This window comes from Streptomyces sp. NPDC030798 (genome assembly GCF_055572275.1).
In genome coordinates, this window is record NZ_JBVIDR010000006.1 from 269842 (window position 1) to 284484 (window position 14643).

14 protein-coding genes are annotated in these 14643 nt (G+C 71.7%); 4 read left to right on the forward strand and 10 right to left on the reverse strand.

Going from position 1 to position 14643, the window contains the following annotated elements; translation table 11 throughout:
• The first annotated feature begins 95 nt into the window (after positions 1-95).
• Positions 96-533, forward strand: coding sequence for a PPOX class F420-dependent oxidoreductase (locus ACZ404_RS16465; RefSeq protein ID WP_468440280.1), 438 nt, complete (start codon positions 96-98; stop codon positions 531-533).
• 1 nt (position 534) lies between these two features.
• Here ACZ404_RS16465 and ACZ404_RS16470 read toward each other — a convergent pair whose 3' ends face one another.
• Positions 535-1431 (reverse strand): NAD(P)-dependent oxidoreductase, encoded by an 897-nt coding sequence (locus tag ACZ404_RS16470; RefSeq protein WP_468440282.1) that lies wholly within the window; start codon positions 1429-1431, stop codon positions 535-537.
• Between the two features lie 88 nt (positions 1432-1519).
• Between ACZ404_RS16470 and ACZ404_RS16475 the strand changes: the two genes are divergently transcribed.
• Both ACZ404_RS16475 and ACZ404_RS16480 read left to right on the forward strand, forming a co-directional pair.
• Complete coding sequence (locus tag ACZ404_RS16475; RefSeq protein WP_468440284.1) at positions 1520-2119, forward strand: TetR/AcrR family transcriptional regulator; 600 nt, start codon at positions 1520-1522, stop codon at positions 2117-2119.
• 53 nt (positions 2120-2172) lie between these two features.
• Complete coding sequence (locus ACZ404_RS16480; protein WP_468440286.1) at positions 2173-2514, forward strand: VOC family protein; 342 nt, start codon at positions 2173-2175, stop codon at positions 2512-2514.
• A 6-nt stretch (positions 2515-2520) separates the two neighbouring features.
• On the opposite strand, the gene ACZ404_RS16485 is transcribed toward ACZ404_RS16480, so the two are convergent.
• From ACZ404_RS16485 to tkt, 8 genes are all read right to left on the reverse strand, one after another.
• A complete protein-coding gene (locus tag ACZ404_RS16485; RefSeq protein WP_468440288.1) occupies positions 2521-3186 on the reverse strand; it encodes a TetR/AcrR family transcriptional regulator in 666 nt (221 codons plus the stop codon).
• 92 nt (positions 3187-3278) lie between these two features.
• Entirely contained in the window at positions 3279-3866 is a 588-nt protein-coding gene (locus tag ACZ404_RS16490; protein ID WP_468440290.1) for a histidine phosphatase family protein, read from the reverse strand.
• A 6-nt stretch (positions 3867-3872) separates the two neighbouring features.
• Positions 3873-4751: a phosphogluconate dehydrogenase (NAD(+)-dependent, decarboxylating) gene (gnd, locus tag ACZ404_RS16495; protein WP_468440292.1), complete on the reverse strand. Its 879-nt coding sequence runs from the start codon at positions 4749-4751 to the stop codon at positions 3873-3875.
• A gap of 7 nt (positions 4752-4758) precedes the next feature.
• Positions 4759-6405 carry a glucose-6-phosphate isomerase gene (pgi, locus tag ACZ404_RS16500; RefSeq protein WP_468440294.1) on the reverse strand — a complete coding sequence of 549 codons (1647 nt, stop codon included), beginning with the start codon at positions 6403-6405 and terminating at the stop codon, positions 4759-4761.
• Between the two features lies 1 nt (position 6406).
• Positions 6407-7333 (reverse strand): glucose-6-phosphate dehydrogenase assembly protein OpcA, encoded by a 927-nt coding sequence (gene opcA, locus ACZ404_RS16505; RefSeq protein WP_468440296.1) that lies wholly within the window; start codon positions 7331-7333, stop codon positions 6407-6409.
• Entirely contained in the window at positions 7330-8922 is a 1593-nt protein-coding gene (gene zwf, locus ACZ404_RS16510) for a glucose-6-phosphate dehydrogenase (protein ID WP_468440298.1), read from the reverse strand. The genes opcA and zwf overlap by 4 nt, the downstream gene beginning before the upstream one ends.
• Positions 8922-10064 carry a transaldolase gene (tal, locus tag ACZ404_RS16515; RefSeq protein ID WP_468440301.1) on the reverse strand — a complete coding sequence of 381 codons (1143 nt, stop codon included), beginning with the start codon at positions 10062-10064 and terminating at the stop codon, positions 8922-8924. The genes zwf and tal overlap by 1 nt, the downstream gene beginning before the upstream one ends.
• 19 nt (positions 10065-10083) lie before the next feature.
• Positions 10084-12159, reverse strand: a complete 2076-nt coding sequence (tkt, locus tag ACZ404_RS16520; RefSeq protein ID WP_468440302.1) for a transketolase — start codon at positions 12157-12159, stop codon at positions 10084-10086.
• 146 nt (positions 12160-12305) lie between these two features.
• Here tkt and ACZ404_RS16525 point away from each other — a divergent pair, with 146 nt between their 5' ends.
• The gene (locus tag ACZ404_RS16525) at positions 12306-13220 is read left to right on the forward strand and encodes a helix-turn-helix domain-containing protein (protein WP_468440304.1); all 915 of its coding nucleotides are present in this window, start codon (positions 12306-12308) and stop codon (positions 13218-13220) included.
• On the opposite strand, the gene ACZ404_RS16530 is transcribed toward ACZ404_RS16525, so the two are convergent.
• The gene (locus ACZ404_RS16530) at positions 13214-14611 is read right to left on the reverse strand and encodes a glycoside hydrolase family 16 protein (protein ID WP_468440306.1); all 1398 of its coding nucleotides are present in this window, start codon (positions 14609-14611) and stop codon (positions 13214-13216) included. The genes ACZ404_RS16525 and ACZ404_RS16530 overlap by 7 nt on opposite strands.
• Positions 14612-14643 lie beyond the last annotated feature (32 nt).

A 14643-nucleotide genomic window follows, 5' to 3' on the forward strand; every position in this document is an offset into this window, starting at 1 on the left:
GCGGCCGGCCCGGCGATCGCGGCCGGTGGCGACGGCCGCGCCGGAGGAGGGCGGCGGCGGGGAATGCGTGGTCCGCCGGGCCAGTTGACCCTCGTATGACTCAGGACTCGACGCAGGACGCACTGATCGAGCTGCTCTCCGGGACGCGGGGCGGGGTACTCGTCACCCTCAAGAGCGATGGCCGCCCGCAGCTGTCCAACGTCAGCCATGTCTATTACCCCGACGAGCGGGTCATCCGGATCTCGGTCACCGACGACCGTGCCAAGACGCGCAACCTGCGCCGCGACCCCCGCGCCTCCTACCACGTCACCAGCGGCGACCGCTGGGCGTACACGGTCGCCGAGGGCACGGCCGACCTGTCACCGGTCGCCGAGGACCCGCACGACGAGACCGTGGAGGAACTGGTCCGCCTGTACCGGGACGTGGCCGGTGAACACCCGGACTGGGACGACTACCGGGCCGCCATGGTCCGTGACCGCCGCCTGGTGCTGCGACTGCCCGTCGAGCGGGTGTACGGCATCCCGCGCGGCTGACCTACGGCGCCCCGGCGGTCCGCGCCTCGATCGCCCGCAGCACCGCCACCATGTCCTCGCCGCCGTGCCCCTGTGCCACCGTCTCCTCGAAGAGGGTGTGGCAGACGTCCAGCAGCGGCGAGGCCAGGTGCGCCTTGCGGGCCGCCTCGGCGATGAGGCGGTTGTTCTTCAGCACGTCGAGGGCGGCCGCCTGGACGGTGAAGTCCCGCTCGCGCAGCTTGGGCGCCTTCATCCGGGAGACCGGGCTGGCCATGGGGCCCGCGTCCAGCACGTCCAGGAAGAGGCGCCGGTCAAGGCCCTGCCGTTCGGCGAAGTGGAACGCCTCGGTCAGGCCCGTCACCTGGGTGATCAGGAAGAGGTTCACCGAGAGTTTCATCAGCAGGGCACCGGGCGCGGGGCCGCAGAGGAACGTCTCCCGGCAGATCGGTGCCAGGAGCGGCCGCACGGCCGCCACGGCGGACTCCTCGCCGGCCAGCATGGCCACCAGGTGGCCATGCTCGGCCGGGACCCGGGAGCCGGAGACGGGCGCCTCGACGTAGCGGCCGCCGGCCGCGCGGACGTCCGCCTCCACGGTGCGGGAGTATTCGGGGGAGGTCGTGCCCATGTGGACCACGGTGCGGCCGGCGACCCGGGCGGCGAAGGCCGGGGTGCCGCGGCCCAGCACCATGTCCACCGCCGTCTCGTCGGCGAGCATCAGCAGGATCACCTCCGCCCGCGCGAACACCTCCGCGGCGTCCGCCGCGACCTCGGCGCCGGCCGCGCGCAGTGGTTCCGCGCGCTCCGGCGTCCTGTTCCAGACCAGCAGGGGCGTGCCCGAGGCCGCCAGGCGCAGGGCCATGGGCCGGCCCATCACTCCCAGGCCGATGAAACCGACGTGCATGGCGGCTCCGCCTTTCACTCGAGGGGTCCGACTGGCGCTATGACCGTGGTCATAGTAGCGAGCGCTATGACCGCGGTCATAGGGTGGGCGGGTGGAGGTGGTGGCGATGGCGGAGCCGCGTCGGTACGGGCCGCGGGAGCGGATGGTGTTCAGTGCCGCCCAGCTCATCCGGCGCGAGGGGGTCGCGGCCACGGGCATGCGGGACGTCGCCGCGCACGCCGGAGCGCCGCGCGGTTCGCTGCAGCACTACTTCCCGGGCGGCAAGGAGCAGCTGGTCAACGAGGCCGTGGGCTGGGCCGGGCGGTACGCCGGCGCGCGCGTCGCACGCTTTCTCGCCGGGCTGGAGGAGCCCACTCCGAGCGGACTGTTCGCGGCGATGGCCGCGCAGTGGACGGACGAGTACGCGCGGGACGGTTTCGCCGCCGGCTGTCCGGTCGCCGCCGCGACCGTGGAGTGCGCCACGGCGGGCACCTCGACCCGCGAGGCGGTGGCCGCCGCGTTCACCACCTGGCGCGTGCCGGTCGCCGAGGCCCTCACCGGCATGGGCGTCCCCGCCTCCCGCGCCGACTCCCTCGCCACGCTGATGATCAGCACCCTGGAGGGTGCCATCCTGATGGCCCGCGCCGAACAGGACGTGCGCCCGCTGACGACCGCCGTGCGCGAACTCGGTCCGCTGCTCGACGCGGCGGTGCTCTCCTCCGGGTGAGACCCGGCGCCGAGGTCCTTGTTCCGCCCCGTGTCCGGCGCTAGCCTCCGCCCGTGATCAATGGGGCACATGTGGTGATCCACAGCCGGGACGCCGAGGCCGACCGGACCTTCCTCAGGGACGTCCTCGGGTGGGCACACGTCGACGCCGGACACGGATGGCTGATCTTCAAGGCGCCGCCCGCCGAGGTGGCCTGCCACCCCACGGACGGCGAGCCGTCGCACGAACTGATGCTGATGTGCGACGACCTCGCCGCGACGCGGCGGCAGCTCGCCGAGAAAGGCGTGGAGTTCGCGGACCCGGTCGAGGAGGCCCGCTGGGGTCGGGTGACAGCGCTCCGGCTGCCGGGCGGCGGACGCCTGGCCCTGTACGAGCCGCGCCACCCCCGGCCGTAGCGGTGCTCAGCCCGTGGCCGTCTCGGCGGTGAGCCAGGCGATCACCATGTCGCCGACCATCGCCCGGTAGTGGTCGCGGTGTGCCGGGGCCATCAGGTCGCGGCCGTACAGGGCGCCGAAGGTGCGCCGGCCCGCGACCCGGAAGCAGCAGAACGAGCTGATCACGGCGTGCAGGTCGACGGCGTCGACGTCCGTGCGGAACCGGCCCGCCCGCTGCCCGGCCTCCAGCGCGCGCCGCAGCGCGCCCAGCGCGGGTGAGCCGGTCCCGCCGGGTCGCCGGCCGGCGGTGACGTGCCGTGCCCCGTGGATGCTCTCGACGGTCATCAGCCGGACGAACTCGGGGTGGCGTTCGAGGTGGTCGAAGACGAGTCCCGCCAGGCGCCGGATCGCCGCCTCCGGTTCCAGGTGGTCGATGTCCAGTTGCCGCTCGGCGGCGAGCAACTCCCCGTGGACCCGCTCCAGGACGGCCGTGAACAGCTGTTCCTTGCCGCCGAAGTAGTAGTAGATCATCCGCTTGGTGGTGCGGGTGCGCGCCGCGATCTCGTCGACCCGGGCGCCGTCGTAACCGGCCCTGGCGAACTCTCGCGTCGCCACGTCGAGGATCTCGGCCCGGGTACGGGCGGCGTCCCGGACCCGCCCGCCGGGGCCGGCCGGTTCGTCGACGCTCGCCATCGGGTCCTCCGCACTCCTCGTATGCCGTGATGGTAGAAGCGCCCGCGGCCCGGCTCCCACCGGGGTGGGCCGGGCCGCGGGCGCGTCCTGGTCTACGGGCGGCTGTTCCACTCGGCGATCACCGGGTGCCCGTGCTCCGTGGAGAGCCGGCTGACCGTGCCGGTCGCCAGCTGGAACAGGCGTCCCTCGGCGGGCGGCAGTCCCAGCCGGCGGGCGGTGAGCACCCGCAGGAAGTGGGCGTGGGCCACGAGGACCACGTCTCCCGCGGGCAGGGCCGCGTCCACCCGGGCCAGCACCCGGTCGGCGCGTGCCCCGACCTCCTCGGGCGACTCGCCGGGGTGTCCCTCCGGGCCGGGCGGCACGCCGTCGGTCCACAGGTCCCAGCCGGGGCGGGTGCGACGGATGTCGACCGTGGTGACACCCTCGTAGCCGCCGTAGTCCCACTCGTGCAGATCGGGGTGGGGCACCGCCCCGGTCAGGCCCGCCAGGTCGGCGGTGCGCACGGCCCGGGCCAGCCGGCTGGTCAGCACGAGGGCGTAGGTCCGGCCGGTGAGCAGCGGGGCGAGGGACTTGGCCTGTTCCTCGCCGTGCGTGGTGAGGGGCAGGTCGGTCCAGCTCGTGTGCTGTCCCGACCGGCTCCACTCCGTCTCACCGTGGCGGACCAGCAGCAGGTCCCCCACGGCGGGTCAGTCCTTCTTCTCGACCGCGTGGCCGCCGAACTGGTTGCGCAGCGCGGCGATCATCTTCATCTGCGGGGAGTCGTCCTGCCGGGAGGCGAACCGCGCGAAGAGGGAGGCGGTGATCGCCGGCAGCGGCACGGCGTTGTCGATGGCCGCCTCGACCGTCCAGCGGCCCTCGCCGGAGTCCTCCGCGTAGCCGCGCAGCTTCTGCAGGTGCTCGTCCTCGTCCAGCGCGTTCACGGCGAGGTCCAGCAGCCAGGAGCGGATGACGGTGCCCTCCTGCCAGGAGCGGTACACCTCGCGGACGTTCTCCACCGATTGGACCTTCTCCAGCAGCTCCCAGCCCTCGGCGTAGGCCTGCATCATCGCGTACTCGATGCCGTTGTGGACCATCTTGGAGAAGTGCCCGGCGCCGACCCGGCCCGCGTGGACGTAGCCGTACGGGCCCTCCGGCTTGAGCGCCTCGAAGATCGGCTCCAGGCGCTGCACGTGCTCCTTGTCCCCGCCGACCATGAGCGCGTAGCCGTTCTGCAGGCCCCACACGCCCCCGGAGACGCCGGCGTCGACGAATCCGATGCCCTTGATGCCGAGCGCGGCGGCGTGCTTCTCGTCCTCCGTCCAGCGGGAGTTGCCGCCGTCGATCACCGTGTCGCCCGGGGACAGCAGGTCCCCCAGCTCGTCGATGACCGTCTGGGTGGCGGTGCCCGCCGGGACCATCACCCACACATGGCGCGGCGCGTCCAGTTTCTCGACCAGTTCGGCGAGGGACTTGACGTCGGAGACCTCGGGATTGCGGTCGTAGCCGATGACGGTGTGGCCGGCGCGGCGGATCCGCTCGCGCATGTTGCCGCCCATCTTGCCGAGACCGATCAGACCAAGCTGCATGACAGTTTCACTTCCTGAGCGTGCGGTAGGCGGCGACGAGGGCCGTGGTGGACGGGTCGAGACCGGGCACGTCCGCGCCCATGGTCAGGGCCGGCTCGACGCGCTTGGCGAGGACCTTGCCCAGCTCCACGCCCCACTGGTCGAAGGAGTCGATGTTCCACACCGCGCCCTGCACGAACACCTTGTGCTCGTAGAGGGCGATGAGCTGGCCGAGCACGGACGGGGTCAGGTCGGCGGCGAGGATGGTGGTCGTGGGGTGGTTGCCGCGGAAGGTGCGGTGCGCGACCTGCTCCTCGGGCACGCCCTCCGCACGGACCTCCTCGGCCGTCTTGCCGAAGGCGAGGGCCTGGGTCTGGGCGAAGAAGTTGGCCATCAACAGGTCGTGCTGGCCCTTGAGCTCGTCGCTCAGCTCGGCGACGGGCCGGGCGAAGCCGATGAAGTCCGCCGGGATGAGCTTCGTACCCTGGTGGATCAACTGATAGTAGGCGTGCTGCCCGTTGGTGCCCGGCGTGCCCCAGACGACCGGGCCGGTCTGCCACTCCACCGGGGCGCCGTCGCGCTGCACCGACTTGCCGTTGGACTCCATGTCCAGCTGCTGCAGATAGGCGGTGAACTTCGACAGGTAGTGGCTGTACGGCAGCACCGCGTGCGACTGGGCGTCGTGGAAGTTGCCGTACCAGATCCCCAGCAGGCCCAGCAGCAGCGGGGCGTTGGCCTCGGGCGGCGCGGTGCGGAAGTGGTCGTCGATCAGGCGGAAGCCGTCGAGCATCTCCCGGAACCGGTCCGGGCCGATGGCGATCATCAGGGAAAGGCCGATCGCCGAGTCGTAGGAGTACCGGCCGCCGACCCAGTCCCAGAACTCGAACATGTTGGCCGTGTCGATGCCGAACTCGGCGACCTTCCCGGCGTTGGTCGACAGGGCCACGAAGTGCTTGGCGACCGCCTTCTCGTCACCCTCGAACGCCGCGAGCAGCCAGGAGCGGGCCGAGGTCGCGTTGGTGATCGTCTCGATCGTGGTGAACGTCTTGGACGCGACGATGAACAGGGTCTCCGCCGGGTCCAGGTCGCGGGTCGCCTCGTGCAGGTCGGCGCCGTCCACGTTCGACACGAACCGGAACGTCAACTCGCGGGCGGTGTAGGCGCGCAGCGCCTCGTAGGCCATCGCCGGGCCGAGGTCGGAGCCGCCGATGCCGATGTTGACCACGTTCTTGATGCGCCGGCCGGTGTGGCCGGTCCACTCCCCGGAGCGGACCCGCTCGGCGAAGTCGGCCATCCTGTCGAGGACCGCGTGCACCTGGGGGACGACGTTCTCCCCGTCGACCTCGATCACCGCGTCCCGCGGCGCCCGCAGTGCGGTGTGCAGGACCGCCCGGTTCTCGGTGAGGTTGATCCTCTCCCCCCGGAACATGGCATCCCGCAGCGCGAACACCCCGGTGGCGGCGGCCAGTTCCTGGAGCAGGGCAAGGGTCTCGTCGGTGATCAGGTGCTTGCTGTAGTCGAGGTACAGATCGCCGGCCCGGACGGTGTACCGCTCGGCGCGGCCGGGGTCCGTCGCGAACAGCTCACGCAGCGACGGCTGTCCCTCGGCGCGGTGGTCGGCGAGGGCCGTCCACTCGGGCCGGCGGGTGAGGGTCGGGAACTCTGACTGGGCCATCTCAGGCGTTCTCCTTGGCGGCCTCGCCCTTGAGGGCGATGGCGTACATCTCGTCGGCGTCGAGGCGGCGCAGCTCCTCGGCGATGAGTTCGGAGGTGGGGCGGACCTTCAGGGCGAGGGTGCGCGGCGGCTGGCCCGGCAGGGTCAGCGTGGCCAGGGGCCCTGCCGGCCGGTCGACGACGACCTCGCCGTGGGCGGTGCCCAGCCGTACGGCCGTGACGAACGGGCCGCCGGTGACCACCCGGTCCACCGGGACGCCCAGCCGGGCCTGGAGCCAGCGGGCGAGCAGCTCGGCGCTGGGGTTGTCCGCCTCGGCCTCCACGGCCGCCGACGTCACCTTCTCCCGGGCCTGGTCCAGCGCCGCGGCCAGCATCGACCGCCACAGGGTCAGCCGGGTCCAGGCGAGGTCGGTGTCCCCGGGCGCGTAGTTGCGCACGCGGGTCTCCAGGACCTCCAGGGGCCGCTCCACGGCGTACAGGTCGGTGATCCGGCGCTGGGCGAGGGCGCCGAGCGGGTCCTTGGCCGGGGCGTCGGGCGCCTCCACCGGCCACCACACCACCACCGGGGCGTCCGGCAGCAGCAGCGGCAGGACCACCGAGTCGGCGTGGTCGGACACCTCGCCGTAGGTGCGCAGCACGATCGTCTCGCCGGTGCCGGCCTCGGAGCCGACCCGCACCTCCGCGTCCAGGCGGGAGGTGGTGCGGTCGCGCAGCGTGCGGGCCTGCCGCTTGATGACGACCAGGGTGCGCGAGGGGTGCTCGTGCGAGGCCTCCTCGGCGGCCTTGATCGAGTCGTAGGCGTTCTCCTCGTCCGTGACGATGACCATCGTCAGGACCATGCCCACGGCCGGGGTGCCGATGGCGCGGCGGCCCTGCACCAGCGCCTTGTTGATCTTGCTTGCCGTGGTGTCGGTCAGGTCGATCTTCATGGCCTGCGCCAGCTCCGTCCGTCTCGTGCGAGCATCTCGTCGGCTTCCCTCGGTCCCCAGCTGCCCGACGCGTACTGCGCGGGCCTGCCGTGCGCCGCCCAGTACTCCTCGATCGGGTCGAGGATCTTCCAGGACTCCTCCACCTCCTGGTGCCGCGGGAAGAGGTTGGCGTCGCCGAGCAGCACGTCCAGGATGAGCCGCTCGTACGCCTCCGGGCTCGACTCGGTGAACGACTCGCCGTAGGCGAAGTCCATGGACACGTCCCGGATCTCCATGGAGGTGCCCGGCACCTTGGAGCCGAACCGCACGGTCATGCCCTCGTCGGGCTGGACCCGGATCACGATGGCGTTCTGGCCCAGTTCCTCGGTGGCCGTGGAGTCGAACGGGGAGTGCGGGGCGCGCTTGAAGACCACCGCGATCTCGGTGACCCGGCGGCCCAGCCGCTTGCCGGTGCGCAGGTAGAACGGGACGCCCGCCCAGCGGCGGTTGTCGATGCCCAGCTTGATCGCCGCGAAGGTGTCGGTCTTCGACTTGGCGTTGATGCCCTCCTCCTGGAGGTAGCCGGGCACCTTCTCGCCGCCCTGCCAGCCGGCCGCGTACTGGCCGCGCACGGTGTGGTCACCGAGGTCTTCCGGCAGCCGCACGGACTTCAGCACCTTCAGCTTCTCGGTGAGCAGCGCTTCCGCGTCGAACGCGATCGGCTCCTCCATGGCGGTGAGCGCCATGAGCTGCAGCAGGTGGTTCTGGATGACGTCACGGGCGGCGCCGATGCCGTCGTAGTAGCCGGCCCGGCCGCCGATGCCGATGTCCTCGGCCATGGTGATCTGCACGTGGTCGACGTAACTGCGGTTCCAGACCGGCTCGTACATCTGGTTGGCGAAGCGCAGCGCCAGGATGTTCTGGACGGTCTCCTTGCCGAGGTAGTGGTCGATGCGGAACACCTGGTCCGGCTCGAACACCTCGTGCACGATCTTGTTCAGCTCGATGGCGCTGGCCAGGTTGTGGCCGAACGGCTTCTCGATCACCGCGCGCCGCCAGGAGCCCTCGGGCGGAGAGGCCAGGCCGTGCTTCTTGAGCTGCTGGACGACCTTGGGGAAGAACTTCGGCGGCACCGAGAGGTAGAAGGCGAAGTTGCCGCCCGTGCCCCGGGAGGCGTCCAGCTCCTCGACGGCGTCCTTGAGCTGCTTGAACGCGGTGTCGTCGTCGAAGTCGCCGGGCACGAACCGCATGCCCTCGGCGAGCTGCTGCCAGACCTCCTCGCGGAACGGGGTCCGGGCGTGCTCGCGCACCGCGTCGTGCACGACCTGCGCGAAGTCCTGGTCCTCCCAGTCCCGGCGGGCGAAGCCGACCAGCGAGAAGCCCGGCGGCAGCAGACCGCGGTTGGCCAGGTCGTACACGGCCGGCATCAGCTTCTTGCGGGACAGGTCACCCGTCACACCGAAGATGACCAGTCCGGAGGGGCCCGCGATGCGGGGCAGCCGGCGGTCGCGGGCGTCCCGCAGCGGGTTCAGCCACCCGGCGGCCGGTTCCACCGGGACGCGCACTTCTTCCACGGGGGGCGTCGCCCGTTCGGCGTCCTTGCTCGTCATCACGCATCGACTCCCTTGCTCTCCAGGGACTTCGCGACGGCGTCCAGCAGCTCCTGCCAGGCCGTCTCGAACTTGGCGACGCCCTCGTCCTCCAGCCGCTGGACGACCTCGTCGTAGGAGATGCCGAGCCGCTCCACGGCCGCGAGGTCCGCGCGGGCCCGGTCGTAGCCGCCGGTCACCGTGTCCCCGGTGATCTCACCGTGGTCGGCGGTGGCCCGCAGCGTGGCCTCCGGCATCGTGTTGACGGTGCCGGGGGCGACCAGCTCGTCCACGTACAGCGTGTCCTTGTAGGCGGGATCCTTCACCCCGGTGGAGGCCCACAGCGGGCGCTGCCGGTTCGCGCCCGCCCGCTCCAGCGCGCTCCAGCGCTCGGAGGCGAAGACGTCCTCGTACGCCTCGTAGGCGAGGCGCGCGTTGGCGAGGGCGGCCCGACCCTTGAGCGCGAGGGCCTCGTCGGTGCCGAGGGCGGTCAGCCGCTTGTCGATCTCGCTGTCGACGCGGGAGACGAAGAACGACGCCACCGAGTGGATCTCCGACGGGTCCAGGCCCCGCTCCCGGGCCTTCTCCAGACCGGCCAGGTAGGCGTCCATCACCGCGCGGTAGCGGTCGAGGGAGAAGATCAGCGTCACATTGACGCTGATGCCCAGGCCGATGACCTCGGTGATCGCCGGCAGACCCGCCTCGGTGGCCGGGATCTTGATCATCACGTTGGGCCGGTCCACCAGCCAGGCGAGCTGCCGGGCCTCCGCGACCGTCGCCCGCGTGTCATGGGCGAGACGGGGGTCGACCTCGATGGAGACCCGGCCGTCACGGCCGTCGGAGGTGGTGTACACGTCGTGCAGGACGTCGGCGGCCGCACGGACGTCCGCGGTCGTCATCATCCGCACGGCCTCCTCGACCGTGACACCCCTTACGGCGAGGTCGGTGAGCTGCTCCTCGTAGCCCTCGCCCGAGCCGATGGCGGCCTGGAAGATCGAGGGGTTGGTGGTGACGCCGACGACACCGCCGCTCGCCACCAGCTCGGCCAGGCCGCCCGAGGTGATCCGCCGGCGCGACAGGTCGTCGAGCCAGATCGACACACCCTCGTCCGCCAGGCGCTTGAGGGCTCCCGGGGTCCCGATTGGTTCCGTCACAGTGATCATCTTTCCCATCGCGTCGGTGTCAGGCGCCCACCGCGGCCAGCGAGTCGCGGGCAGCGGCGGCGACGTTCTCGGGGGTGAAGCCGAACTCGGCGAACAGTGTGGCCGCATCGGCGGAGGCGCCGAAGTGTTCGAGAGAGACAATCCGACCTGCGTCCCCGACGAACCGGTGCCAGGTCAGACCGATACCGGCCTCGACGGCCACCCGGGCCCGCACGGCCGGCGGCAGCACGCGCTCGCGGTAGGCGCGCGGCTGCTCCTCGAACCACTCCACGGACGGCATCGACACCACCCGCGTGCCGATCCCCCCGGCCTCGAGCTGCTCCCGGGCGGCGACGGCCAGGTGCACCTCGGAACCGGTCGCGATGATGATCACCTCCGGGGTCCCGGTCGAGGACTCGCGCAGGACGTAGCCGCCCTTGGCCGCGTCCGGGTGGGGCGCGTACACCGGCACGCCCTGGCGGGTCAGCGCGAGCCCGTGCGGGGCAGGGGCGGTGGCGTGCCTCTTCAGGATCTCGGCCCACACCACGGCGGTCTCGTTGGCGTCCGCCGGGCGGACGACGTTCAGGCCCGGGATCGCGCGCAGCGAGGCCAGGTGCTCGACGGGCTGGTGGGTGGGGCCGTCCTCGCCCAGGCCGATGGAGTCGTGCGTCCACACGTACGTCACCGGCAGCTGCATCAGCGCCGACATCCGGACGGCGTTGCGCATGTAGTCGGAGAAGACCAGGAAGGTGCCGCCGTAGATCCGGGTGTTGCCGTGCAGGGCGACGCCGTTCATCTCGGCGGCCATCGAGAACTCGCGGATGCCGAAGTGGACGGTGCGGCCGTACGGGTCGGCCCCGGGCAGCGGGTTGCCCTCGGGCAGGAAGGAGCTGTCCTTGTCGATCGTGGTGTTGTTGGAGCCGGCCAGGTCGGCGGAGCCGCCCCACAGCTCGGGGATCACCGGGCCGAGGGCCTGCAGCACCTTGCCGGACGCGGCCCGGGTGGCGACGGACCTCCCCTCCTCGAAGACGGGGATGCTCTTCTCCCAGCCCTCGGGCAGCTCGCCCTTGCTGACGCGGTCGAACAGCTCGGCCCGCTCCGGCCGGGCGGTGCGCCACTCGGCGATCCGCTTGTCCCAGGCCGCGTGCGCCTCGGCGCCCCGGTCCAGGGCCCGGCGGGTGTGCTCCAGCACCGCGTGGGGCACCTCGAAGGACTGCTCCGGGTCGAAGCCGAGCAGGCGCTTGGTGGCGGCGACCTCCGCCTCGCCGAGCGCGGAGCCGTGCGAGGCCTCGGTGTTGCGGGCGTTCGGCGCGGGCCAGGCGATGATCGTCCGCATCGCGATGATCGACGGCCGCGCGGTCTCGGCCTGCGCGGCCCTCAGCGCCGCGTACAGGGCGGGTACGTCGATGTCGCCGTCGGCGGTGGGCTCGATCCGCTGGGTGTGCCAGCCGTAGGCCTCGTACCGCTTCAGCACGTCCTCGGAGAACGCCGTCGCGGTGTCGCCCTCGATGGAGATGTGGTTGTCGTCGTAGAGGAAGACCAGGTTGCCGAGCTTCTGGTGGCCGGCCAGGGAGGAGGCCTCGGCGGAGACGCCCTCCTGCAGGTCGCCGTCGGAGACGATCGCCCAGACGGTGTGGTCGAAGGGGGAGGTGCCCTCGGGCGCCTCCGGGTCGAACAGCCCGCGCTCGTACCGGGCGGCCATCGCCATGCCGACCGCGTTGGCGACGCCCTGGCCGAGCGGGCCGGTGGTCGTCTCCACGCCGGCGGTGTGCCCGTACTCGGGGTGACCCGGGGTCTTGGAGCCGTGCGTCCGGAACGCCTTCAGGTCGTCCAGCTCCAGCTCGTACCCGGCGAGGAAGAGCTGGGTGTAGAGGGTCAGCGAGGTGTGGCCGGGGGAGAGGACGAAGCGGTCGCGGCCGGTCCACTCCGGGTCGGCCGGGTCGTGCCGCATCACCTTCTGAAAGATCGTGTACGCGGCCGGGGCCAGACTCATCGCGGTGCCCGGATGGCCGTTGCCCACCTTCTGCACGGCGTCGGCCGCGAGCAGCCGGGCGGTGTCCACGGCACGCCGGTCCAGGTCGGTCCACTCGAAGCCGTCGGATGTGTGCGTGCTCATCGTCAAGAAGTCCTCGTTCCCTGCGAATCTGCTGGCCGGACGCGTTCAAACTTAAAAGTCTGACTTTTTCGGCGGAAGGTCGCGGTGTGCCAGTCTGTGGTGAATCTGGGACAGCGATCGCGCGACAGGGACGGCACGAGGCAGACATGGCGGACGTAACGCAGCAATCCGACGGTGACGGGATCAGAACCTTCCCCTTCCCGGTCGAGCTGGCCGTCGGCGGTGTCGGCCTGCAGATCGGCCCCATGGGCACCGGCGGCACCTGGCACGCCGACGCTCCCCTGCACCGCGTCCACCGCATCGACTTCCACGTGGTCATGCTCTTCACCGACGGCCCCGTACGGCACATGATCGACTTCACCGAGTACGAGGCCACGGCCGGCGACCTGCTGTGGATCCGCCCCGGACAGGTCCACCGCTTCTCCCGGGACACCGAGTACCGCGGAACCGTCCTGACCATGCAGCCCGGCTTCCTGCCCCGCGCCACCGTCGAGGCCACCGGCCTGTACCGCTACGACCTGCCCCCGCTGCTGCACCCCGGCCCGGCCCAACTCGCCGCGCTGCGGGCCGCCCTGGAGCAACTGCGCCGCGAGTACGAGGACACGACGACGCTCCCGCTCAGCCTGCACACGGCCGTCCTGAGGCACACCCTGACCGCGTTCCTGCTGCGCCTCGCCCACCTCGCGGCCAGCTCCGCCGAGGCCTCCCGGCACCGGACGGACACCACCTTCACCCGCTTCCGGGAGGCGGTGGAGCAGGGCTTCGCCACCCAGCACAGCGTCAGCGCCTACGCCGACGCGCTCGGTTACTCCCGCCGCACCCTCGTGCGCGCCGTCCGCGCGGCCACCGGGGAGACACCGAAGGGCTTCATCGACAAGCGGGTCGTCCTGGAGGCCAAACGCCTCCTCGCGCACACGGACATGCCGATCGGCCGCGTCGGGGCGGCCGTGGGCTTCCCCGACGCGGCGAACTTCTCCAAGTTCTTTCATCTGCACACCGGTTCGACGCCGGTGGCCTTCCGGGCGGAGCTGAGCCGACCCGCCCGCGGGGGCGGTCAGTGACCGAAGTCGAACCAGTTCACGTTCACGAAGTCGGCCGGCTGGCCGCTGGTGAACGTCAGATACACATCGTGCGTGCCGGTCACCGCGCCGATGTTCGCCGGGACCGTCCGCCAGGACTGCCAGCCGCCGGTGCCGGCCACCGCGAAACTCCCGACGGGTGCGTTGCTCCGGCTGTCCAGGCGCACCTCGACCAGCCCGCTCACCCCGTTCGCGGCCCCGCTCGCCACCCGGGCGTAGAACTGGGTGGCCGCCGAGGAGCCGAAGTTCACGCCCTTGTACAGCGCCCAGTCACCGTTGGCCAGGGAGCCCACGTCCTGCCCGCCGCCGGTGTCCGTGGTGCTCTCCGTGCTCACGCCGGACTGGCTGTCGTAGGACTCCGCCTGGATGGGGCTGTAGGCGTCCCGGTTGCCGGACGGCGGGGGAGTGGTGCCGCCGCCCCCGCCGGACTGCAGCACCTGCACGTAGTCCACGGTCAGGGGATGGCCCGGCTCGGTGCCGCTGTCCGGGCCGCCGCCGAAGGCGTCCGGGAAGCCGCCGCCCATCGCCACGTTCAGGATGAGGAAGTAGCCGTGGTTCGTCGCGTTCGCCCACGTCGTCGCGTCAACCTGGTTCGCCCTCACCGTGTGGAAGTTGACGCCGTCGAGGTAGAAGCGGATCTCCTCGGGGCTGGTGGAGCGGTCCCACTCCATCGCGTAGGTGTGGAAGCCGGCCTGGCAGGTCGTGCCCGCGCAGGAGGTCGAGTTGCCGATGCCCGAGGTCTCGTTGCAGGGACCGCCCGGGTTGGTGCCGCAGTGCATCGTGGCCCAGTCGGTGTTCAGGCCCTGCACGTTCTCCATGATGTCCAGCTCGCCGATGCTCGGCCAGTTCCAGTAGTTGCCGCGGAACGGCGCGCCCAGCATCCAGAACGCCGGCCAGTAACCCTTGGCGGCCGCGCCGGTGACGTTGGGCATCTGGATCCGCGCCTGTACGCGCAACTTGCCGCCGGCCGGGGGCTGGAAGTCGGTGCGCCTGGTCTCGATGCGCCCGGAGGTCCAGTTGCCGGACGCGTCGCGGCGCGGGGTGATGAGCAGGTTGCCGTTGCCGTCCAGGGCGACGTTGCTGGTGCTCGACGTCATCGTCTCCACCTCGCCGGTGCCCCAGTTGCCGGCGCCGCCGGGGTAGGAGGTCCCGGTGTCGTACTGCCAGTCGTTCGTGTTGACGCCGGTGCCGGCCGCGCCGTTGAAGTCGTCGGCGAAGACCTGGGTCCAGCCCGACGGCGGCGTCGGCGCCGAGGCGTTCGCGGATCCGGTGGCGGCCGTGGCGGCGGTGACGGCCAGGCCGAACGTGGCGACGGCGGCGAGCAGCGCGCGCCGCAGCGGACGGGTTCTGGGTATGCCGGAGGATGCGCTCATGGGGAGGCCTCTCGGGTACGGAGTGGGGGTGC

Bases quoted from the DNA above. Each gene is read 5' to 3' on its own strand.
- ACZ404_RS16465 (WP_468440280.1), top strand. From the start codon at position 96: ATGACTCAGGACTCGACGCAGGACGCACTGATCGAGCTGCTCTCCGGG.
- ACZ404_RS16475 (WP_468440284.1), top strand. From the start codon at position 1,520: ATGGCGGAGCCGCGTCGGTACGGGCCGCGGGAGCGGATGGTGTTCAGT.
- ACZ404_RS16485 (WP_468440288.1), bottom strand. From the start codon at position 3,186: ATGGCGAGCGTCGACGAACCGGCCGGCCCCGGCGGGCGGGTCCGGGAC.
- gnd (WP_468440292.1), bottom strand. From the start codon at position 4,751: ATGCAGCTTGGTCTGATCGGTCTCGGCAAGATGGGCGGCAACATGCGC.
- pgi (WP_468440294.1), bottom strand. From the start codon at position 6,405: ATGGCCCAGTCAGAGTTCCCGACCCTCACCCGCCGGCCCGAGTGGACG.
- opcA (WP_468440296.1), bottom strand. From the start codon at position 7,333: ATGAAGATCGACCTGACCGACACCACGGCAAGCAAGATCAACAAGGCG.
- zwf (WP_468440298.1), bottom strand. From the start codon at position 8,922: ATGACGAGCAAGGACGCCGAACGGGCGACGCCCCCCGTGGAAGAAGTG.
- tal (WP_468440301.1), bottom strand. From the start codon at position 10,064: ATGATCACTGTGACGGAACCAATCGGGACCCCGGGAGCCCTCAAGCGC.
- tkt (WP_468440302.1), bottom strand. From the start codon at position 12,159: ATGAGCACGCACACATCCGACGGCTTCGAGTGGACCGACCTGGACCGG.
- ACZ404_RS16525 (WP_468440304.1), top strand. From the start codon at position 12,306: ATGGCGGACGTAACGCAGCAATCCGACGGTGACGGGATCAGAACCTTC.
- ACZ404_RS16530 (WP_468440306.1), bottom strand. From the start codon at position 14,611: ATGAGCGCATCCTCCGGCATACCCAGAACCCGTCCGCTGCGGCGCGCG.